Genomic DNA, 20,152 nt, shown 5'->3' on the forward strand with positions numbered 1-20,152 from the left:
CGCATGCGTCCCTATTCTTCGCGCTTGGGCACGCCGCTCTCGCCCACCGCCGTCAAGGTGATGCTGCTGGGCTCCGGCGAGCTCGGCAAGGAGGTCGCCATCGAGCTGCAGCGGCTGGGCTGCGAGGTGATCGCCGTCGACCGCTACGCCGACGCGCCGGCCATGCAGGTTGCCCATCGGTCCCACGTCATCGCCATGACCGACGCGGCCGCCCTTCGCGCGCTCGTGGAAGCCGAGAAACCGCATCTGATCGTGCCGGAGATCGAAGCCATCGTCACCGACGAGCTGGCGGCCATCGAGGCGGCGGGACTTAGCGTCGTGATCCCGACGGCGCGGGCGGCCCAGCTGACCATGAACCGCGAGGGCATCCGCCGGCTCGCCGCCGAGGAATTGGGCCTGCCGACCAGCGCCTACGCCTTCGCCTCAACCGAAGCCGAGCTGGCGGCCGGCGCGGCCAAGGTCGGCTTCCCCTGTTTCGTGAAGCCGGTGATGAGTTCGTCGGGCAAGGGCCAGTCCTACGTCGAGACCCCGGACGGAATCGCGGCGGCGTGGCGCTATGCGCTCGAGAGCGGCCGGGTCGCTGAGGCCCGCGTCATCGTCGAAGGCCGCGTGGACTTCGACTTCGAGATCACCCAGCTGACGGTCCGCAGTCTTTCGGACGGCGAGATCGTCACCAGCTTCTGCGAGCCGATCGGCCACCGGCAGGTGAAGGGCGACTATGTGGAAAGCTGGCAGCCGCAGGCGATGAGCGCCGCAGCGCTGAAGGCGAGCCGGGACATGGCGGCCAAGGTCACCCAGGCGCTCGGCGGCCAGGGCCTGTTCGGCGTCGAGCTGTTCGTGAGGGGCGACGAGGTCTGGTTCTCCGAGGTCAGTCCCCGGCCGCACGACACCGGCCTGGTCACGCTGGTCAGCCAATACCAGAGCGAGTTCGCCATCCACGCCCGCGCGATCCTCGGCCTGCCGGTGGACGTGGGCCTGCGCGAGCCCGGCGCCAGCGCGGTGGTCTACGGCGGCCTGGAGGCGCGGGGCATCGCCTTCGAAGGCGTCGCCGAGGCGCTCGCCGTCCCTGGCGCCGACCTGCGCCTGTTCGGCAAGCCCCAGAGCTTCCTCAAGCGCCGCATGGGCGTGGCGCTGGCCCGCGGCGCGGACGTGGCGCAAGCCCGCGCCCGCGCCACCGAGGCCGCCGGCAAGGTGCTGCCGGTGGAGGCTTAGTCCTCCTCTTCGGCCAGCAGCTCGCCCAGGGCGTCCAGTTGGCGTTCCAGGGTGTTGCGGCGCTCGGCGATCCAGCCTTCCAGGATCGAAAAGCCGGCGGTCTCGATGCGGCAGGTCCGCACGCGACCGGTCTTCCAGGTGCGCACCAGACCGCTCTCCTCCAGCACGGCCAGGTGCTGCGCCACCGCGGTGATGGTCACGCCCAGCGGCTGGGCCAGGCCTGAGACCGAGCGAGGTCCCTCGCTCAGGCGTTCGACTATGGCCCGCCGTGTCGGATCGCCCAGGGCATGGAAAGTCCGGTCCACGAGGCTCCTTTCCACAGGTTTGGCTGTCGAAACTCCGGCGCTCATGCGCTCGCGGTCTCCGAGGCGATCTCCGCCGCCAGCCGGTCGAACAGCGCCTGCCAGCCGCGCTCGCGCATCTCCCAGCCGCCGGAGTTCTCGAAGAACACCGCCTGGTGGGTGCAGGTCAGTTTCGTGCCGGCCGCGGTCGCTTCGAACTCGAAGGTGATCAGGGCCACCGAGATCCGCGCGCCGCCGAGCGTCATCGCGGTGCCGACCACCACCCGCTGGTCCGGCACGATGTCGTAGTAGGCGCCCTCGTTGGCCAGCTCGACGCCGGGGAACGGGGTGGTCTCGCCCATGCGGTAGGCGCTCCGCTCCGCCCCGCCGACGCGGAACTCCATCTCAAAGCTGTCGATCGAGTGGTTGGCGGATTCGGCGTACCAGCGGCGCTTCTTCGCGGGATCGGCGAAGGCGGCGAACACCCGGGCCGGCTTGGCCGGATAGGTCCGCTCGATGACGAAGGTGTTGTGGATCGGGGCTTGCATGGAGGCGTCTCTCAAATAGTGAAGTGTTGGCTTCAGTGATATGGTGACGGCCGCGGATAGTCAAGTCCTTACTTCAGTGTTTGGCGCCGGGGGTTGACTTCGAGGCCCCCGGCTTGAAGAAACCGCGCCACCACAGCCACCGCAGGAGCCCCGTCTCATGACCGTCCGCGTCGCCATCAATGGTTTCGGCCGCATCGGCAGGCTGGTCCTGCGCTCGATCGTCGAACATGGGCGCACGGACATCGAGGTGGTGGCGATCAACGACCTGGGGCCCGTCGAGACCAACGCCCATCTGCTGCGCTACGACAGCGTGCATGGCCGCTTCCCCGGAACGGTGACCACCGGCGACGACTGGATCGACGCCGGCGCGGGCAAGATGAAGGTCACGGCGATCCGCGACCCCAAGGACCTGCCGCACAAGGACCTGAAGGTCGACATCGCGCTGGAATGCACGGGCCTGTTCACGGCCCGCGATAAGGCCGCCGCCCACCTCGAGGCCGGCGCCAAGCGCGTGATCATCAGCGCGCCCGGCGAGAACGCCGACAAGACCATCGTCATGGGCGTCAACGACGACACGCTCACCGCCGACGACCTGGTGATCTCCAACGGCTCCTGCACGACCAACTGCCTGGCGCCGGTGGCGCATGTGCTGCAAGGCCTCTGCGGAATTGAACGTGGGTATATGACCACGATCCACTCCTACACCGGCGACCAGCCGACGCTCGACACGATGCACAAGGACCTCTACCGCGCCCGGGCCGCGGCCATGTCGATGATCCCGACCTCGACCGGCGCGGCCAAGGCGCTGGGCCTGGTGATCCCGGCGCTGAAGGGCAAGCTCGACGGCTCCTCGATCCGTGTGCCGACCCCCAACGTCTCGGTGGTGGACCTGAACTTCGTGCCGACCCGTAAGGTCACGGTGGAGGAGATCAACGCGGCCATGGAAAAGGCCGCCGCCTTCGGCCCACTGAAAGGCATATTGGCGGTGACCAAGGACCCGCTGGTCAGCCACGACTTCAACCATGTGGACGCGTCCTCCACCGTCGCCCTGCCGCAGACCCAGATGGTCGAAGGCGGCCTGGGCCGGGTGCTCAGCTGGTACGACAACGAGTGGGGCTTCTCGACGCGGATGGCCGACATCACCGCCGCCGTGGCGCAGTTCCTCTAAGACCCATGGCCGCGTTCCGGACGCTCGATGACGCCGAACTCCAGGGCAAGCGGGCGCTGGTCCGGGTGGACCTCAACGTCCCCATGGAGGACGGCAAGGTCACCGACGACACCCGGCTTCGGGCCACCAGGCCCACGGTCGACAAACTGCGCGCGGGCGGCGCCAAAGTGATCCTGCTGGCCCACTTCGACCGGCCCAAGGGCAAGGTCGTGCCGTCGATGAGCCTGAAACCCATCGTCGAGCCGCTGTCGAAGGTGCTGGGCGTGCCAGTAGCCTTTGCGCCCGACTGCATCGGGCCCAAGGCGCGCGAGGCGGTTAACGCCATGCAGCCCGGCGACGTGCTGCTCCTGGAAAACGTCCGCTTCCACGAGGGCGAGGAGAAGAACGAGCGCAAGTTCGCCGACGCGCTCGCCGCCAACGGCGACCTTTACGTCAACGACGCCTTCTCCGCCGCCCACCGCGCCCACGCCTCGACCGAGGCGCTGGCGCACCGCCTGCCGGCCTATGCCGGCGAGCAGATGCGGCTGGAGCTGGATGCGCTGGACCGGGCGCTGGGCAACCCCGAGCGGCCGGTGCTGGGCATCGTCGGCGGCTCGAAGGTCTCCACCAAGCTCGACCTGCTGCGCCACCTGGTGACCAAGCTCGACAAGCTCGCCATCGGCGGCGGCATGGCCAACACCTTCCTCTATGCCCAGGGCCACGACGTCGGCGCCTCCTACTGCGAAAAGGAGCTGGCCGAGACCGCCCGCGAGGTGATCCGCCTGGCGGGCCAGAACAACTGCAAGCTGTTCCTGCCGCTGGACGTGGTGGTCGCCGAGAAGATGGCCCCAGGCGCGCCGGCCCGCGTGCGCGATCCCGGCTCCATCGACGACGACGAACGCATCCTCGACGCCGGCCCCGAGACGGTTGAGCGTCTCTGCCGCGCCATGGCCAATTCCAAGACCCTGATCTGGAACGGCCCGCTGGGCGTGTTCGAGATGCCGCCCTTCGACAAGGGCACCCTGCAGGCGGCCCGCTACGCGGCGAAACTCGCGAGGGACGGGAAGCTGGTGGCCGTGGCCGGCGGCGGTGATACCGTAGCAGCCTTGAACGCGGCAGGCGTCGTCGGCGACTTCACCTTCGTCTCGACAGCCGGCGGCGCGTTCCTTGAATGGATGGAGGGCAAAACCCTGCCCGGCGTGGCGGCGTTGTCCCGATAGCGAACGATAAGAGCGAAGAGACCATGGCCCGTATCACTCTGCGACAGCTTCTCGACCACGCCGCCGAGCACAGCTATGGCGTGCCGGCCTTCAACATCAACAACATGGAACAGGGCCTCGCCATCATGGAGGCGGCCGACGCGGTGGACGCGCCGGTGATCATCCAGGCCAGCCGCGGCGCGCGGTCCTACGCCAACGACATCGTGCTCAAGCACCTGATCGATGCGCTGGCGGAGATGTACCCGCACATCCCGATCTGCATGCACCAGGACCACGGGAACAACGAGGCGACCTGCGCCACGGCCATCCAGTTCGGCTTCACCAGCGTGATGATGGACGGCTCACTGAAGGCCGACGGCAAGACGCCCGCCGACTACGACTACAACGTCGCGGTGACCAAGGCGGTCTGCGACATGGCCCACTGGGTCGGCGCGAGCGTCGAGGGCGAACTCGGCGTGCTGGGCAGCCTCGAGACCGGCATGGGCGAGAAGGAAGACGGCCACGGCTTCGAGGGCAAGCTCGGCCACGACCAGCTGCTGACCGACCCGGATCAGGCCGTCGAGTTCGTGAAGGCCACCCAGGTGGATGCGCTGGCCATCGCCATGGGCACCAGCCACGGCGCCTACAAGTTCACGAGGCAGCCGGACGGCGACGTGCTGGCCATGAACGTGATCGAGGAGATCCACCAGCGGCTGCCCAACACCCATCTGGTGATGCACGGCTCCTCGTCGGTGCCGCAGGACCTGCAGGACATCATCAACCAGTACGGCGGCGAGATGCCTCAGACCTGGGGCGTGCCGGTGGAAGAGATCCAACGCGGCATCAAGCACGGCGTGCGCAAGATCAACATCGACACCGACAACCGCATGGCCATGACCGGCGCCATCCGCAAGGTCTTCGCCGAGAACCCCGGCGAGTTCGATCCGCGCAAATATCTGAAGCCCGCGATGGATGCGATGCGCGCGGTCTGCCGCCAGCGGATGGAGGAGTTCGGCTCCGCCGGCTGGGCCGGCAAGATCACGCCCCTGCCGATGGCCGTCATGGCCAAGCGCTATGCGTCGGGGGAGCTGGCCGCCAAGATCGGCCTGACCCGCCACGCCGCGGAATAGCCCCCCAAAGAGTCCGGAAGGACAGGAACCGCCTGCGGCCGAGGGGACTTGGTCGCATATGCGCCGGCACTACATCGTCTATGCCCTGGCCTTCGCCGGGCTCGCGGGCTTCGCCCTGTTCTGCGGATGGGCCTTCTTCGCCGCCTCGAAGATCGGCGATGGCTGGCGCGGGCTCGGCCCCATCTGGCCCTATGTGGTCGGCGGCGTGGCCGTCACCGCAGCGCTCGCCGGCTTCCTGATGTGGCTGGCCTTCTATTCGGCCAACCACGGCTATGACGACCGGATCGATCGGGACGACTTCTAGAGCCGGCCATTGGGGGCCCCTGATGAAATTCACCGTCCTCGCGCTCGCCCTGCTCGCCGCGCCGGCGTTCGCCTCACCGGCGCCGACTCCGCCCGTGGCCGACGTCCTCGCCGCGGCGCCGGCCTCGGACTGGCGGCCGATCATCCAGGAGCGGCTGCTCTATCTGCAGACGCCCAGGGGTCAGGTGCTGATCGAGATGGCGCCGGACTTCGCCCCCAACCATGTCGACAACATCAAGCGCCTGATCGCCGCCGGCTTCTTCGATCACGTGGCCCTCGTCCGCGCCCAGGACAATTTCGTCGTCCAGTGGGGCGTGCCTGACAAGGACCCCAAGCCGTCCTCCGGCTCGGCGCTCAGCAAGATGCCGGGCGAGTTCACCAGGTCCGCCAAGGGCCTGGCCTTCACCGCGCTCCCCGACCCCGACTCCTATGCGCCGCAGACCGGCTTCGCGGATGGCTTCCCGGCGGCGCGAGACCTCAAGACCGGCCGCGCCTGGCTAACCCACTGCTACGGAACCGTAGCCATCGCCCGCGACAACGCGCCCGACACCGGCAACGGCGCGGAACTCTATGCGGTCATCGGCTCGGCCCGGCGCCTGGACCGCAACCTCACGGTGGTCGGCCGCGTGGTGAAGGGCATGGAAATCCTGGCTGTGACGCCCAGAGGCGATGGGCCGAACGGCTTCCTCAAGGCCGCCGATATCGCGCCGGCGCGGATGCGGCTGGGCAGCGACCTGCCGGCCGCCGAGCAGGTCTCGCTGCAGGCGCTGCGCACGGACAGCGCGACCTTCACCAAGGTCATCGAGGGCCGGCGCACCCGCCGGGACGCCTTCTACGCCGCGCCGCCCGGCGGCGCTGACGTCTGTAGCGTCCCTTTGCCGGTCAGGCCTAAGCCCTAGGTGTCGGCCGCCTAGTCCTCGATCTTCGCGCCCTTCATCTCTTTCACGAACAGCAGGCCGATCACGAAGGTCACCGAGGCCACCACCACCGGGAACCAGAGGCCGAAATAGATGTCGCCGCTGGCCACCACCATGGCGAAGGCGGTCGGGGTCAGGAAGCCGCCGAACCAGCCGTTGCCGATGTGATAGGGCAGCGACATGGAGGTGTAGCGGATCCGCGCCGGGAACATTTCCACGAGCGCCGCGGCGACCGGGCCGTAGACCATGGTCACGTAGACGGCCAGCAGCCAGAGCCAGAAGACCGTCAGCGGCACGTTCATCTTTGCCGGGTCGGCCTTGGCCGGATAGCCCGCGGCCTTCAGGTCGGCGCCGAGCGCCTTGGTCCAGGCGCCTTTCTGCGTCTTGAGCTCGGCGGCCGATAGGGTCTCGCCCTTGAAGCTCGGCAGCGACGCCGCGCCGATCTTCACCGCCGCCACGGAGCCGGCGGGCGCCGCCTCGTTCTTGTAGCTGACCCCGGCGTTGGCCAGCGTCGACTTGGCGATGTCGCAGGAGGAGGCGAAGGACTTCTTGCCGATCGGGTCGAACTGGAAGGCGCAGTCGGCCGGGTCGGCCACCACGGTCACGGGCGCGGACGCGCTGGCCGCGGCAAGCGCCGGATTGGCCGACACGGTGATCGCCTTGAAGATCGGGAAGTAGGTCAGCGCGGCCAGCAGGCACCCGGCCAGGATCACGGGTTTGCGGCCGATCTTGTCGGACAGCCAGCCGAACACCACGAAGAACGGCACGGCGAGCAGCAGCGCGCCGGCCACCAGCTCATTGGTCATGACCCCGTCGATCTTGAGGAACTTCTCGAGGAAGGTGAGCGCGTAGAACTGGCCGGTGTACCAGACCACCGCCTGGCCGGCGGTCATGCCGAGCAGCGCCAGGATCACCAGCTTCAGGTTCGGCCAGCGGGCGAAGCTCTCGGTCAGCGGCGCCTTGGACGTCGTGCCGTCCTCGACCATCTTCTGGAAGATCGGGCTCTCGTTGAGCCGCAGACGAATCCACAGCGAGACCAGCAGCAGCAGGGCCGAGACCAGGAACGGGATCCGCCACGCCCAGTCCTTGAAGGCGTCTTCCCCGAGCCGGGTGCGGACCAGGATGATCACCGCCAGGCTGAGCGCCAGGCCGAAGGTCGCGGTGATCTGGATCCAACTGGTGTAGAGGCCGCGCTTGCCCTCGGGCGCGTGCTCGGCGACGTAGGTGGCCGCCCCGCCGTACTCACCGCCCAGCGCCAGGCCCTGGATCAGGCGCAGGCTGATCAGCGCGATCGGCGCGATCACGCCCCAACTGGCGTAGCTCGGCAGCAGCCCCACCGCGAAGGTCGAGAGACCCATCAGGGTCATGGTCACCAGGAAGGTGTTCTTGCGGCCCCAGAGGTCGCCCAGCCGTCCGAAGACGATCGCCCCGAACGGCCGCACGGCGAAGCCCGCGGCGAAGGCCAGGAGCGCGAAGACGTAGCCCGTGGTCGGGTTCACGCCTGAGAAGAAGTGCTCGGTGATCACACTCGCCAGCGAGCCGTAGAGGAAGAAGTCGTACCACTCGAAGACCGTGCCCGCCGACGCCCCGGCGATGACCATGCCCGTCGAGGTGCGCGAAGGCGCCCCGGCGCCCGCTGCTGCCGCCACCATCGTCTCGCTCCCAACCCGTTTTATCGTTGGCAGGGAGCCTATGGCGAAGCCCGGCGCGCGGCTAGTGCATCGTGCGGGCGTCGCCGCCCTTCCGCGACAGCCCCTCGCTCAGCACATTGGCGAAGCCGATCCAGCCGACGTAGGGGGCGACGAGGCTCGCCGAGGCCGCGTCCACCTGGCGCGCGCGCCAGACGTAGGCACCGGCGGTGCCGAACGAGGCGATGGCGGTGGCCAGCTGGCCGCCGAGCTTCTTGGGCCCCAGCGCCATCCAGACCGCGTTCAGCGCCTGCACCGCGCCCCACAGCGTCAGCGCCTGGGTGCGCGCCGCGCTCTTCGGCGCATTCCAGATGCGCAGGCCCGACAGCGTGAGCGCCATGAACAGCGGCGGCCACAGGGTGGCGAACACCTTGGAGCGGGGCTCGACCGCGACCATCACCGGGGCGTCGTAGTCGGAATAGGCCTCGTAGTCGTCCTGTGGCGGCGCATTCAGCCGCGCCACCAGCGCCGAGATCGCCACCGCGCCCACCGTCAGGCCGACGCCGATGGCGATATGCTGGGCCGAGCGGCCACGGCTGTTGGCGAGGCTATCGACAGCCCCGCGGACGGGATTGGCTGGCATGGCTTGGGTCCCACCTCCTTGGCGCCCTTGAAACCAAAATCCGCGGGCGCGGCCAGAGTTCCGACGGGCCGGCGGCTCAGCTGTCGCCGAGGTCGCCCATCGCGCTCTGCAGGACGTTCTGTTCGCCCAGGCCGCGCGACAGGGCAAGCTGGGTCGCGAGGAAATCGATCGATTCCTTGGGCGTCGCGTCCCGCGCGCCCGCTTGTCGCTTGAGGGCGCCGCGGGGGCGGCCTAACACCGGCCCATGGCCCAAGACGCTCAGACGCCGCTCTGCCGCCTCTATCTGATCACCCCGCCCAGGCTCGACGACCTGGCGGGCTTCGGCCGCACCTTGGCGCACGCGCTGGACGCCGGCGACGTGGCCGCCCTGCAGATCCGGCTGAAGGACGTGGGCGATGAGATCGTCGCCGCCGCAGTCGACGCCCTCATGCCGATCGCGGCGTCGCGCGGCGTCGCGGTGATCCTGAACGACCGGCCGGATCTCGCCGCGCGGCTGGGCTGCGACGGTGTCCACATCGGCCAGGGAGACGCGACGCTCGCCGAGGCCCGCCGGGCGGTCGGACCGGGCCGCATGGTCGGGGTCACCTGCCACGACAGCCTGCACCTGGCCATGGAGGCCGCCGAGGGCGGCGCGGACTATGTGGCCTTCGGCGCCTTCTTCCCGACCACGACCAAGGACGCAGCCACCCGCGCCGACCCCGAACTGCTCACCGGCTGGCAGGCGGACATGGTCGTCCCCTGCGTCGCCATCGGCGGGATCACCGTCGCGACCGCCCGGCAGATCGCCGCGGCAGGCGCCGACTTCCTGGCCGTCTCGGCCGGTGTCTGGAGCTACGGCGAGGGGCCCGCCGCGGCGGTGAAAGCCTTCAACGCCGAGATCGCGCTTGGCGTAGGCGACCGTGACTAGGCTGCTAGCGCCCTCTCACGCACGTTGAAAGCCCAGTTCCAAATGCGGAACTGCAACATCTCGCTCGCAGTCGCCAGCGACGGATCGCGACGAACTTCGAAGCCGATGCGCACCTTCGCGACCTCAGACCAATAGCCGTCATCGCGATCATAAGGCATCAAGTGGCCCCAAAGGGCCCACAGCATACGACCAACCGAACACTCAACCTTTTCCATCAGTTACCCCCCATTTTCAACTGACACGCATTCTACACTAGTCGAGCGGCTTGCGCGCCTGCTGAGCGGCCACTAGGTTCCGCGCCCTCTAGCCCTGCCGAGATCTTTCAAACCGTGAGCACGCAATCCGCCCTCCTGAAGGTCATGAGCGACGCTGCCCGCAAGGCGGCGCGCGGCCTCAACCGCGACTTCGGCGAACTGGCCGAGCTGCAGGTGGCCAAGAAGGCGCCTGCCGACTTCGTCTCCGCCGCCGACCTCAAGGCCGAGCAGGCGATCTTCGAAGCCCTGCAGAAGGCGCGCCCCGGCTACGGCTTCCTGGGCGAAGAGCGCGGGATGATCGAAGGCACCGACAAGACCCACACCTGGATCGTCGACCCGCTCGACGGCACCACCAACTTCCTGCACGCCATTCCGCACTTCGCGATCAACATCGCCCTGCAGCGGGAGGGCGCGATCGTCGCGGCGGTGACCTACAATCCGGTGACCAACGAGCTGTTCTGGGCCGAGAAGGGCAAGGGCTGCTTCCTCAACGACAAGCGCCTGCGGGTCGCCGCGCGCACCCGGATGGACGAGGCGGTGCTGGCGACCGGCATCCCGTTCCTGGGCCATGGCCAGCACGCCACCTTCCTGAAGGAGCTGCACCAGATCAGCCAGCGGGTCGCGGGCGTCCGCCGCTTCGGCGCCGCGGCGCTGGACCTCGCCTGGGTCGCGGCCGGCCGCTACGACGGCTACTGGGAGCGCGACCTGAACGCCTGGGACCTCGCGGCGGGCATCCTGCTGGTGACCGAGGCCGGCGGCCGCGTCACCAACGCCGCCGGCGAGGACGACGTGCTGGGGACGGGCTCGGTCTGCGCCGGCAACCTGGAACTCCAGCCGCAGATCCTGGAACGCCTGCGCCAAGCGGCGAAATAGGCGCCATTGCCTTCCCCAGGCGGCTGACGGACTGTCACACGAAGCACTTAGGGGAGGCTCATGGATATCAACCGCCGGACCTTTGGGGCCGGCGCCGCGTCCGCGGCCGCCGCCGCCGCCCTGCCCGCCCCGAGCTGGGCCATGCCGCCCTCCATGGGCTTCAAGAAGACGCCGCTGGTCATCGCCCACCGGGGCGCCAGCGGCGAGCGGCCGGAATCGACGCTGCTGGCTTTCCGCCAGGCGATCGCCGAGGGCGCGGACTTCATCGAGCCGGACCTGGAGGTGACCAAGGACGGCCACCTGGTGGTGCGCCACGAGAACGAGATCAGCCAGACCACCGACGTGGCCAACCGGCCGGAGTTCGCCTCGCGCAAGGCCACCAAGGACGTGCAGGGCCAGAAGGTCACCGGCTGGTTCACCGAGGACTTCACGCTGGCCGAGCTGAAGACCATCCGCTGCCGCGAGCGCCTGCCGAAACTTAGGCCCGGCAGCGCCGCCTACGACGGCCAGGAGCAGATCCCGACCTACCAGGAGGTCATCGACCTGGCGAAGTCCGAGAGCAAGCGGCTGGGTCGCGTGATCGGCACCTATCCGGAGCTGAAGCACGCCAGCCACTTCGAGGCGCTGGGCCTGAAGATGGAGGGCCGCCTCGCCGATATCCTCAAGAAGAACGGCCTGAACAGCGAGACCGCGCCGGTCTTCATCCAGTGCTTCGACGTCCTGCCGCTGAAGACCATGATGGGCCTGGTGAAGTGCCAGCGAATCCAGCTGACGTCGGGCGGCGGCGCGCCCACCGATTCCAAATCCACCCCCTATAAGGACATGGTCTCGGCCTCGGGCATGAAGACCATCGCCACCTACGCCCACGGCGTGGGGCCGGACTACACCCAGGTGATCCCCACGGTGGATGGGGGCCTCGGCCCCGCGACCGCCCTGGTGAAGGACGCCCACGCCGCCGGCATCGCCGTGCATCCCTATACGGTGCGGGCCGAGAACGCCTTCCTGCCGCCCAAGCTGCACATCGGGACCGATCCGGCGGCGCACGGCGACGTGGACGCGCTCTACAAGGCCCTGCTCGCGGCCGGCGTCGACGGCCTGTTCAGCGATTTCCCCGGGCTCTGGGCGAAGGCGCGCGGATGAGACGGCTTCTCGCGCTGGCCGCCGCAAGCGCCCTGCTGGCCTCGGCGGCGCACGCCCAATTGCCCGCCGCTCCGCCGATCCCCACGCGCAATCCGCTGGCGGTGATCCCCATCGCGCCGGGCAAGCAGGTCGACCGCGTCGAGACCAACCGGGTCGACTTCCTGCCCGGCCAGGCCATGCCGACCCACAAGCACACCGTGCCTGTGGTCTGCTTCATCTCGAAGGGTCAGTTCCGGGTGAAGATCGGCGACGCGCCCGAGCGCCTGGCCGCCACAGGCACGGTCACCTACGAGCCGCCGGGCGTCACCGTGCACTACTTCAAGAACGCCTCGGCGACAGACCACGCCGAACTGCTCTGCGCCTCTCTCGCCGGTGAGGCGGACAAGGAGCTGAACGTGATGCTGGCGCCCGAGCCGATTCCCTAGGCCGCTTCCCCGAACTGCAGCGACGCCAGCCGGGCATAAAGCCCGTTCTTGGCCACCAGCTCGTGGTGGGTGCCGGTCTCGACCACGCGGCCTTCGTCCATCACCACGATGCGGTCGGCCTTGAGCACGGTCGCGAGGCGATGCGCGATGACGAGGGTGGTGTGGCCGACCATGGCCTCGTCCAGCGCCAGCTGCACCAGCCGCTCGTTTTCGGCGTCCAGCGCGCTGGTCGCCTCGTCGAGCAGCAGGATCGGCGCGTGGCGGACCAGCGCGCGGGCGATGGCCAGGCGTTGGCGCTGGCCGCCGGAGAGGCTGCGGGCGCGCTCGCCGATCTGGGTGTCCAACCCCTGCGGCAGGGCGGCCAGGAAGTGCTCGGCCTGGGCGGCCCGGACGGCGGCCTGCACCTCTTCGAGGGTGGCGCTCTCGCGGCCGAAGCGGACGTTCTCCAGGGCCGTGCCGGAAAACAGCGGCGATTCCTGCGCCACGAGCGCCATGCGGGCGCGGACCTCCACCGGGTCGGCGTCGCGCACGTCGACCCCGTCCAGCAGCACGCGGCCGGCCTGCGGATCGTAGAAGCGCAGCAAGAGGCGGAAGACCGTGCTCTTGCCGGCGCCCGACGGGCCGACCAGCGCCACCCGCTCGCCGGGCTTCACCGCGAGCGAAAAGCCCTTGAGGGCCGGCAGGTCCGGGCGACCCGGATAGGCGAAGGTGACGTTCTCCAGCGCCACCTCGCCGCGCGGCGGGTTGGCCAACGCGATGGGATGGCTGGGCGCGGCGATGCCGGGCTTGGCGGCGAGAAGCTCCGAGACCCGCTCCATGGCCCCGGCCGCCTTCTGCACGTCGCCCCAGCTTTCGCCAAGCGCGCCGACGGAACTGGCGGTGACCACGGCCAAGAGGGCGAACTGCACGAAGGTCCCCCAGGTGAGCTCGCCCTTGAAGACGAAGTTCACCCCAAGCCACAGGATCCAGACGATGCCCCCGAAGATCAGCGTGATCACCGCGGCGGTCATCACCGCACGCGCGCTCATCCGGCGCAGGGACGTGCGAAAGGAATTTTCCACCGCCTCGCCGAACCGCGCCGCGCCCGCCGCCTCGCGTCCGAAGGCCTGGACAATTTCCAGCGCATCCAGGGTCTCGCCGGCGTGGCCGACGGCGCGGGCGAACTGGTCCTGGGTCGAGGCGGTGAGCGTGCGCACGCGGCGGCCGAACAGGAAGAGCGGCGCGATCACCACCGGGAAGGTCAAGAGGATCAGGCCGGTGAGCTTGGGGCTGACGATCAGCATGTAGCCCATGCCGCCGATCAGCATCAGGATGTTGCGCAGCGAAACCGAGATCGAGGTGGTCAGCAGGTTCTCGACGATCTGGATGTCGGTGGTCAGGCGCGACAGCACCTCGCCGGTCCGGGTCATGAGGAAAAAGGCCGGGTCCAGCGACAGGATGTGGGCGTAGACGGCCTTGCGCAGGTCCGCGACGATCCGCTCGCCCAGCTTGGTGACGAAGAAGTAGCGCAGCGCCGAGGACAGCGCCAAGGCGATGGCGACGCCGCCCAGGCCCCAGAACCAGGGCGCGACGCTGGCCGCCGGCGCGTGCGCCGTGCGCGCGGCGTTCAGCTCGTCCACCAGGAAGCGCACCGCGCCGGTCATGCCGAGCGTCGCGATGGAGGCGGTGATCAGGAAGAAGCCGGCGGCCAGCGCGTCGCTGCGGTGCCCCGCCGCATAGGGGATCAGGTGGCCGAGCGCGCGGATATTGCGGCTCTTGCCACGGCGCGCCGCCGCCTCATCGATCGACTGGGCGAGCGCCTGGCCGGCGGTCGGCCGGCCGGCGACGTTGGCCTCGCCTCCCAGCTCGACCCCCAACTCAGCAACCGGGGGCTCACTCATGGGACGCTCGCACCTTGCATTTGGGCCGGCGTTTCTCTATACGCCCGGCTTCCTCGAACGGCCCCCTCGCGGGCGGACGTTCAAATCTCATTCGACGCTCCTTTAGAGCAGGCGCCCATCCGATGAAACAAGACACCCATCCGGACTATCACTTCATCACCGTGGTGATGACGGACGGCACGAGCTACCAGACCCGTTCCACCTACGGGAAGGAAGGCGCGACGCTGAACCTCGACATCGATCCCAAGACCCACCCGGCCTGGACCGGCGGCGGCCACCAGATGCTCGACCGCGGCGGCCGCGTGTCGCGCTTCAACGCCAAGTTCGGCGGCTTTACGCGGAAGTGACCGCGTAGCGAGTCATCCCCGCGAAAGCGGGGATCCAGCGAACGCACTATCCCAAAACAGCAACGCCGCGGGTCGTCCCCGCGGCGTTCTGCATTTCAAGATCGATGGGTCGCGGGCGCTAGAGCCCGAACGCGCTCTTCAGGCGGTCCTGCTGCGACAGCACCGGGTGCGGCGCCTCGTCGGCCTCGTGTTCCACATACATCCGCCGGTCAAGGTGGCGGACGCGTTCGTAGAGGCGCTCCGAGCGGTCCAGCAGGGTCACCAGTTCGCCGGGCAGCCCCTCGTTGTCCCCGGCTGAGCGGCAGACGTCCTGCGCGGCCAGCCGGTAGCGTTCCTCGCAGGCCGCGTCCGGCGGCATGTCGCCTTCGCGCACGGCGCGCTGCACGAGCAGCCAGGACGCCACCTGCATCAGGCGCGTGGTCAGCCGCATGCTCTCGGCGGCATAGGCCAGCGCTGCGTTGCGGGAGAGCAGCTTGGAGGCCTGGCGGCCGGCGCCGTCGAGATAGCCGGCGGTCTCCTCCACGAGGTCCATGCCCTCCTGGAAGGTGCGCTGGAACAGTTCCGAGCGCGCGAAATCCTGGATCACCTCGGCCCGCCAGGGGCCCGCGGCTTTGGACGTCGAAGAGGCGTTCAGATCACTCATGGGATGCTCAACCTACACGAAAGCCCGCCAAACGGTCGCGGAAAACCGTCTGTGCAACCCGCATGCCAGCCAGATTGGACCAAAAAACCCGTGAAAGGCGATCTGGCCAACCGATCTGGGCGAATTGGCGGCGGCGAGGGTGCGGCAGATCAGCCCGCAATCAACTTGGCCCCGCGCCGAACAGGGCGTCGGCGGCCGCGCGGCCGGCCCGCTTGCGGTCGATCTGCGCCTGGCAGCGGGCGATTTCCGACTGCAGCACCTCGATCCGCTCTTCCAGTTCGGCGACCCCGAACAGCTCCAGATCCTCACGAACCGCCTCGATGAGGCGCTGGCCGCGGCCAACTCGGACTTCCGCAGGTTCTTCCATGACGGGCTTTACCTTTCCGGTTCCCCGATGGGGCGCTATCTGACCGCGCACGCGCGGCGAGTGCAAGTTTCTGCAACCGCGGCGCTAACAGCTTTGCCGGAGCCGTCCACATGACTGAGATGATGACCGTGATCGCCATCGAGGGCGGCAAAGGTCCCGCCGAGGCCCTCAAGGCCGTGCAGATCCCCCGGCCGGAGCCCAAGGAGGGCCAGATCCTGATCCGCGTCCACGCCGCCGGGATCAATCGGCCGGACATCATCCAGCGCCTGGGCTTCTATCCGCCGCCGCCGGGCTCCCCGGAGACCATGGGCCTTGAGGTGGCCGGCGAAGTGGTGGCCATTGGACCCGGGGCCGCGGGCCGCTGGAAGGCCGGCGACAGGGTCTGCGCGCTGCTCGGCGGCGGCGGCTATGCGGAATACGCCGTCTGCGACGCGCGCCACGCCCTGCCGATTCCCAAGGGCCTGGACTTCATCCAGGCCGCGGCCCTGCCCGAGACGGTGTTCACGGTCTTCGCCAACGTCTTCGAACACGGCCGGCTGCGGAGCGGCGAGACCCTGATGGTGCACGGCGCCACGTCCGGCATCGGCACCACGGCGATCCAAATGGCCAAGGCCCACGGCGCCAAGGTGATCGCCACCGCCCGCGGCGCCGACAAGGCTCAGACGGCCCGCAAGCTGGGCGCGGACGTGGCCGTGGACGCCAAGACCGAGGATTTCGCCGAGGTCGCCAAAAAGGAAGGCGGCGCCGATGTCGTTCTCGACATGGTCGGCGGCGACTACTTCGCCAAGGACCTCGACGCGCTAAAAATCGATGGCCGCATTGTGTTCATCGCCAGCCTGGGCGGCGGCGAAGTCAGCCTGCCCATCGGACGGCTGATGCAGAAGCGCGGCGTCGTCACCGGCTCGACGCTGCGGCCCCGCAACCCCGACGAGAAGGCCCGGCTGGCCGCCGCCGTCGAGGCCTTGGTCTGGCCGTGGATCGAGGCCGGCGAGGTCCTCCCCCAGGTGGACGCGACCTTTCCCCTGGCGCAGGCGGCCAAGGCGCACGCCCACCTCGAGGACGGCGCCCACGTCGGCAAGATCGTGCTGACCATGCCGGAGCAACCCTGAGGTTGCATTCGGTATCAACGGGCGAACGTTGTTACACACCGCTTTTTTGAATGACCTGCAAAAAAGCCTCGAAACTGTCATTTTTCGGCAAACCGTGTTTTCGAAAAGTGGTTGTATTTTTGCCTCAGGGGAGTTGACGCCTCGGTACGGCTGAGCCAGTGGAACAAAAAAAAATCCGCTGGTTTCATTCCTGGCCCGCTGGGCTACTGGGGAGGTACAATTGAATAACAAAGTTCGCCTTTTGGCGTCTGGCGCCGCGCTGTTCGCGATCGCGCTCAGCTCATCGGTCCACGCTCAGACCAAGCCCGCCGCGGTCGCCGCCGCGAGCAACACCATCGAGGAATTGGTCGTCACCGCCGAAAAGCGGTCGCAGAGCCTGCAGGACGTCCCCGTCGCCATCTCGGCCTTCACGTCGGAGAAGCGCGACCTCCTGGGCATCACGTCCATCCAGGACATGACCAACTTCACGCCGGGCCTGAACTACACCAGCGCCAATGACCGGGCGTCCATCCGCGGCATCGGCCGCCTGACCAACGCCCACCCGGTCGCCGTGCCCGTCGCGGTCTACGACGACGGCATCTACACCACCTCGACGGTGACCGCCGGCAAGTCGCCGATCTTCACCGACCGGGTGGAAGTGCTGCGCGGGCCGCAGGGCACGCTCTACGGCCGCAACTCGCTGGGCGGCGCGATCAACGTCATCTCCAAGCGCCCGACCGAGGACCCCTACGGCGAAGTCCGCGCGACCATCGGCAACTACGGCCACACCCTGCTGGAAGCCGCCGTCTCCGGCCCGCTGGCGCCCGACCTGCAGTACCGCATCGCCGGCAACTGGGAAAAGCAGGCCGACGGCTACTTCAAGAACATCGTCCCGGGCATGCCGTCGGAAGGCAATGTCATCGACCAGTACTACCTGGAAGGCCAACTCCAGGCGAAGTTCGGCGAGCACGCCGACGGCTGGGTGAAGGCCTATATCACCGGCTGGAACAACGGCGGCGGCGGACCGGGCGCGCGCTCGGGCTACACCAACGGCCAGATCGGCTTTGGCGAATACGGCGCTCAGAACATCAACGCGGGCTACGCCTGCGCGCCCGGTTCGGGCGTCCTGAACGTCGTGAACACCAGCCCGCAGGGCTGCGTGAACCCCGCGAACAGCGGCGATCACCGCAGCTTCGCCAACAACATCGCCCAGTCCGTGTCGCTCGATGACGCCTATGGGATCGCGGCCACCTACACCTATCACTTCGACAATTTCGACGTGAAGTACATCGGCGGCGGGATCAACTACCACTACACCCTGTTCCAGGATAACTCGAACGACGGCTCGATCAGCTCGTTCCAGATCCCGGTGGCGGCGTTCAATCCGGCTCTGCCCGTCGCGGCGCAGGGTTGCCCGGCGACCAACGCGGGCGGCGGCTCCTGCCTGCCGCTGTCGATCTTCCCGCTGCAGTCCTCGACCTACGCCGAGGACTATCACAACATCAGCCACGAAATTAACGTCGCCTCGACGGGCAACGGCGCGCTGCAGTGGCTGGGCGGCCTCTACTACTACAAGGAAGGCTACAAGCAGCCGGTCTTCACGACCATGCCCAACCAGCCGCAACTGTCCGGCCCGATCACCCCGGCCGCCGCGGCGCTGACCGGCCCGGTGGGGCTGGACTTCCAGAACCGCCTCTACGACGACCGCACCCAGTTCGAGTCGGAATCCTACGCGGCCTACGGCCAGCTGGACTGGAAGTTCACCGACACCCTGAAGGCCACCCTTGGCCTGCGCTACAGCCACGACAAGCTGACCGGCACCGAAGCCGTGCGGGTCATCTGCTTCGGACCGAGCGCCTGCCTCAGCGGGTCCTCGCCGCAGCTGCTCGGCCAGACCTTCACCCCGCCGGTGGACGTGACGGCCGGCGTCGTCAACCTGGGCAGCCTGCCGACCGGCGTCGTGCCGGGCGGCGTGTTCGGCAGCGGCGTGACCTTCACGCCCGACGGCTTCGCGCACCGCGCCTACGACCACAGCTGGTCGGCGACCACCGGCACCGCCGGCCTCCAGTGGGATCCGAGCGCCGGCACCATGCTCTACGCCCGCTACAGCCGCGGCTATCTGATGGGCGGCTTCAACTCCGGCGTCACCAGCGTGCTCGGCGCCTTCCCGTTCACCGACGCCGAACACGAGAACGACTACGAAGCCGGCATCAAGAAGGACTTCTTCAACAAGACGCTGCAGGTGAACCTGGCGCTCTTCTGGGAAGACCTGGACGGCTTCCAGGCCCCGCTCAACGTGCCGTCGAACACGGGCAACCTGGCCGTGAGCCAGAGCCAGTACGTCAACATCCCGAAAGCGGTCAGCCGCGGCTTCGAGCTGGAAACCGTCTGGGCGCCCGTCGACCACCTGAACGTGCTGTTCAACTACTCCTTCAACGACGCCTACATTAAGTCGCTGAAGAACGTCATCGACCCCAATGACCCGGAAGCCCTGGCGCCCGGCGCCAAGCCGCTGACCGCGCTGGCGACCTGCACGGGCACCTCGGCGACCTCGCCGAACCCGAACCCGAATCCGAACGGGCTCTGCGACGTCTTCACCGGCATGGTGCAGCGCCCGCAGGACCTGAGCGGCAACAGCCTGCCGCAGATCCCCCGCAACAAGATTTCGCTGGCCGTGACCTACGCCTTCGAATTCGAAGCGGGCACGCTGACCCCGGAAGTCAGCTACATCTGGCGGGACAAGCAGTACGGCACCCTGTTCCAGCGCTCCTACAACGAAGCGCCGTCCTGGGATCAGACGGACCTGCGCCTGACCTGGAAGGACAAGGACAACCGCTACACGGTCATCGCGTTCGCCAAGAACGTCTTCGATCAGCTGGGCTATGACGGCGGCGCCTCCGGCTCCCGCCTCACCGGCGTCTACTCGGCGGCCACCATCGCGGCGGCCGGCCTGACGCCGGGCCTCGCGGCGACCCTGCCGGGCGGCGGTTTCAACGCCGTGCAGCGCAACGCGACCTTCAACGGGATCGACACCACCTACAATCTGACCCCGCCGCGCACCTTCGGCGTCGAGGTCCAATACCGCTTCTAACCAACGCAGTTTCCGGGGACTTCCCCGGCCTGCCGAGACTTGGAGGGGCGCGTCCGCGAGGGCGCGCCCCTTGTTTTTGCGCTTGGCGCCGCCTTGTTTCTTTGGGGCGAATCTGTGGCGGCCATGCCG

22 protein-coding genes are annotated in these 20,152 nt (G+C 68.4%); 13 read left to right on the forward strand and 9 right to left on the reverse strand.

What is annotated here, in order from left to right; translation table 11 throughout:
• Positions 1-3: 3 nt before the first annotated feature.
• A complete protein-coding gene (purT, locus tag VKQ35_RS10255) occupies positions 4-1,212 on the forward strand; it encodes a formate-dependent phosphoribosylglycinamide formyltransferase (protein WP_324361174.1) in 1,209 nt (402 codons plus the stop codon).
• Here purT and VKQ35_RS10260 read toward each other — a convergent pair.
• Positions 1,209-1,517, reverse strand: coding sequence for a metalloregulator ArsR/SmtB family transcription factor (locus VKQ35_RS10260; protein WP_324361176.1), 309 nt, complete (start codon positions 1,515-1,517; stop codon positions 1,209-1,211). The genes purT and VKQ35_RS10260 overlap by 4 nt on opposite strands.
• 41 nt (positions 1,518-1,558) lie before the next feature.
• A complete protein-coding gene (locus VKQ35_RS10265; protein ID WP_324361178.1) occupies positions 1,559-2,041 on the reverse strand; it encodes an SRPBCC family protein in 483 nt (160 codons plus the stop codon).
• Positions 2,042-2,198: 157 nt separating this feature from the next.
• On the opposite strand from VKQ35_RS10265, the gene gap reads away from it, so the two are divergent.
• From gap to VKQ35_RS10290, 5 genes are read left to right on the forward strand one after another with little or no spacing between them, the layout of a single operon-like run.
• Complete coding sequence (gene gap, locus VKQ35_RS10270; RefSeq protein ID WP_324361180.1) at positions 2,199-3,209, forward strand: type I glyceraldehyde-3-phosphate dehydrogenase; 1,011 nt, start codon at positions 2,199-2,201, stop codon at positions 3,207-3,209.
• 5 nt (positions 3,210-3,214) lie between these two features.
• Complete coding sequence (locus tag VKQ35_RS10275) at positions 3,215-4,408, forward strand: phosphoglycerate kinase (protein ID WP_324361182.1); 1,194 nt, start codon at positions 3,215-3,217, stop codon at positions 4,406-4,408.
• 23 nt (positions 4,409-4,431) lie between these two features.
• On the forward strand, positions 4,432-5,517 hold the full coding sequence (fba, locus tag VKQ35_RS10280; protein ID WP_324361184.1) for a class II fructose-bisphosphate aldolase: 1,086 nt from the start codon (positions 4,432-4,434) through the stop codon (positions 5,515-5,517).
• Positions 5,518-5,575: 58 nt separating this feature from the next.
• Positions 5,576-5,821: a hypothetical protein gene (locus VKQ35_RS10285; protein ID WP_324361186.1), complete on the forward strand. Its 246-nt coding sequence runs from the start codon at positions 5,576-5,578 to the stop codon at positions 5,819-5,821.
• 22 nt (positions 5,822-5,843) lie between these two features.
• Entirely contained in the window at positions 5,844-6,719 is an 876-nt protein-coding gene (locus tag VKQ35_RS10290; RefSeq protein WP_324361189.1) for a peptidylprolyl isomerase, read from the forward strand.
• Positions 6,720-6,730: 11 nt separating this feature from the next.
• Here the strand turns inward: VKQ35_RS10290 and VKQ35_RS10295 are convergent, their stop codons facing one another.
• The 3 genes from VKQ35_RS10295 to VKQ35_RS10305 form a co-directional block, all read right to left on the reverse strand.
• A complete protein-coding gene (locus VKQ35_RS10295) occupies positions 6,731-8,389 on the reverse strand; it encodes an MFS transporter (RefSeq protein WP_324361190.1) in 1,659 nt (552 codons plus the stop codon).
• Between the two features lie 61 nt (positions 8,390-8,450).
• Positions 8,451-9,008 carry a TspO/MBR family protein gene (locus tag VKQ35_RS10300; protein WP_324361192.1) on the reverse strand — a complete coding sequence of 186 codons (558 nt, stop codon included), beginning with the start codon at positions 9,006-9,008 and terminating at the stop codon, positions 8,451-8,453.
• A gap of 76 nt (positions 9,009-9,084) precedes the next feature.
• Entirely contained in the window at positions 9,085-9,246 is a 162-nt protein-coding gene (locus tag VKQ35_RS10305) for a hypothetical protein (RefSeq protein ID WP_324361194.1), read from the reverse strand.
• A 6-nt stretch (positions 9,247-9,252) separates the two neighbouring features.
• Between VKQ35_RS10305 and thiE the strand changes: the two genes are divergently transcribed.
• On the forward strand, positions 9,253-9,915 hold the full coding sequence (thiE, locus tag VKQ35_RS10310; protein ID WP_324361196.1) for a thiamine phosphate synthase: 663 nt from the start codon (positions 9,253-9,255) through the stop codon (positions 9,913-9,915).
• Here thiE and VKQ35_RS10315 read toward each other — a convergent pair.
• On the reverse strand, positions 9,912-10,130 hold the full coding sequence (locus tag VKQ35_RS10315) for a hypothetical protein (protein ID WP_324361198.1): 219 nt from the start codon (positions 10,128-10,130) through the stop codon (positions 9,912-9,914). The two genes, thiE and VKQ35_RS10315, sit on opposite strands and share 4 nt — an antisense overlap.
• Before the next feature lie 114 nt (positions 10,131-10,244).
• On the opposite strand from VKQ35_RS10315, the gene VKQ35_RS10320 reads away from it, so the two are divergent.
• The 3 genes from VKQ35_RS10320 to VKQ35_RS10330 are packed head-to-tail and all read left to right on the forward strand — an operon-like array spanning position 10,245 to position 12,607.
• The gene (locus tag VKQ35_RS10320) at positions 10,245-11,042 is read left to right on the forward strand and encodes an inositol monophosphatase family protein (RefSeq protein ID WP_324361200.1); all 798 of its coding nucleotides are present in this window, start codon (positions 10,245-10,247) and stop codon (positions 11,040-11,042) included.
• A 60-nt stretch (positions 11,043-11,102) separates the two neighbouring features.
• On the forward strand, positions 11,103-12,182 hold the full coding sequence (locus VKQ35_RS10325; protein ID WP_414692329.1) for a glycerophosphodiester phosphodiesterase: 1,080 nt from the start codon (positions 11,103-11,105) through the stop codon (positions 12,180-12,182).
• Positions 12,179-12,607, forward strand: coding sequence for a cupin domain-containing protein (locus VKQ35_RS10330; protein WP_324361202.1), 429 nt, complete (start codon positions 12,179-12,181; stop codon positions 12,605-12,607). Before VKQ35_RS10325 ends, VKQ35_RS10330 begins: the two co-directional genes overlap by 4 nt.
• Here the strand turns inward: VKQ35_RS10330 and VKQ35_RS10335 are convergent.
• Entirely contained in the window at positions 12,604-14,487 is a 1,884-nt protein-coding gene (locus tag VKQ35_RS10335) for an ABC transporter transmembrane domain-containing protein (RefSeq protein ID WP_324361204.1), read from the reverse strand. The genes VKQ35_RS10330 and VKQ35_RS10335 overlap by 4 nt on opposite strands.
• Before the next feature lie 122 nt (positions 14,488-14,609).
• Between VKQ35_RS10335 and rpmE the strand changes: the two genes are divergently transcribed.
• A complete protein-coding gene (rpmE, locus tag VKQ35_RS10340; RefSeq protein WP_293366641.1) occupies positions 14,610-14,834 on the forward strand; it encodes a 50S ribosomal protein L31 in 225 nt (74 codons plus the stop codon).
• A gap of 118 nt (positions 14,835-14,952) precedes the next feature.
• Here the strand turns inward: rpmE and VKQ35_RS10345 are convergent, their stop codons facing one another.
• Together VKQ35_RS10345 and VKQ35_RS10350 are read right to left on the reverse strand one after the other, a co-directional pair.
• Positions 14,953-15,477, reverse strand: coding sequence for a DUF1465 family protein (locus VKQ35_RS10345; RefSeq protein ID WP_324361209.1), 525 nt, complete (start codon positions 15,475-15,477; stop codon positions 14,953-14,955).
• A gap of 160 nt (positions 15,478-15,637) precedes the next feature.
• Positions 15,638-15,844: a DUF1192 domain-containing protein gene (locus VKQ35_RS10350; RefSeq protein ID WP_324361211.1), complete on the reverse strand. Its 207-nt coding sequence runs from the start codon at positions 15,842-15,844 to the stop codon at positions 15,638-15,640.
• 110 nt (positions 15,845-15,954) lie between these two features.
• Here VKQ35_RS10350 and VKQ35_RS10355 point away from each other — a divergent pair, with 110 nt between their 5' ends.
• Both VKQ35_RS10355 and VKQ35_RS10360 read left to right on the forward strand, forming a co-directional pair.
• On the forward strand, positions 15,955-16,953 hold the full coding sequence (locus VKQ35_RS10355; protein WP_324361213.1) for an NAD(P)H-quinone oxidoreductase: 999 nt from the start codon (positions 15,955-15,957) through the stop codon (positions 16,951-16,953).
• 220 nt (positions 16,954-17,173) lie between these two features.
• Positions 17,174-20,023, forward strand: a complete 2,850-nt coding sequence (locus VKQ35_RS10360) for a TonB-dependent receptor (RefSeq protein ID WP_324361215.1) — start codon at positions 17,174-17,176, stop codon at positions 20,021-20,023.
• Positions 20,024-20,152 lie beyond the last annotated feature (129 nt).

The sequence above is a fragment of the Phenylobacterium sp. genome (assembly GCF_035309685.1).
Taxonomy (GTDB): domain Bacteria; phylum Pseudomonadota; class Alphaproteobacteria; order Caulobacterales; family Caulobacteraceae; genus Phenylobacterium.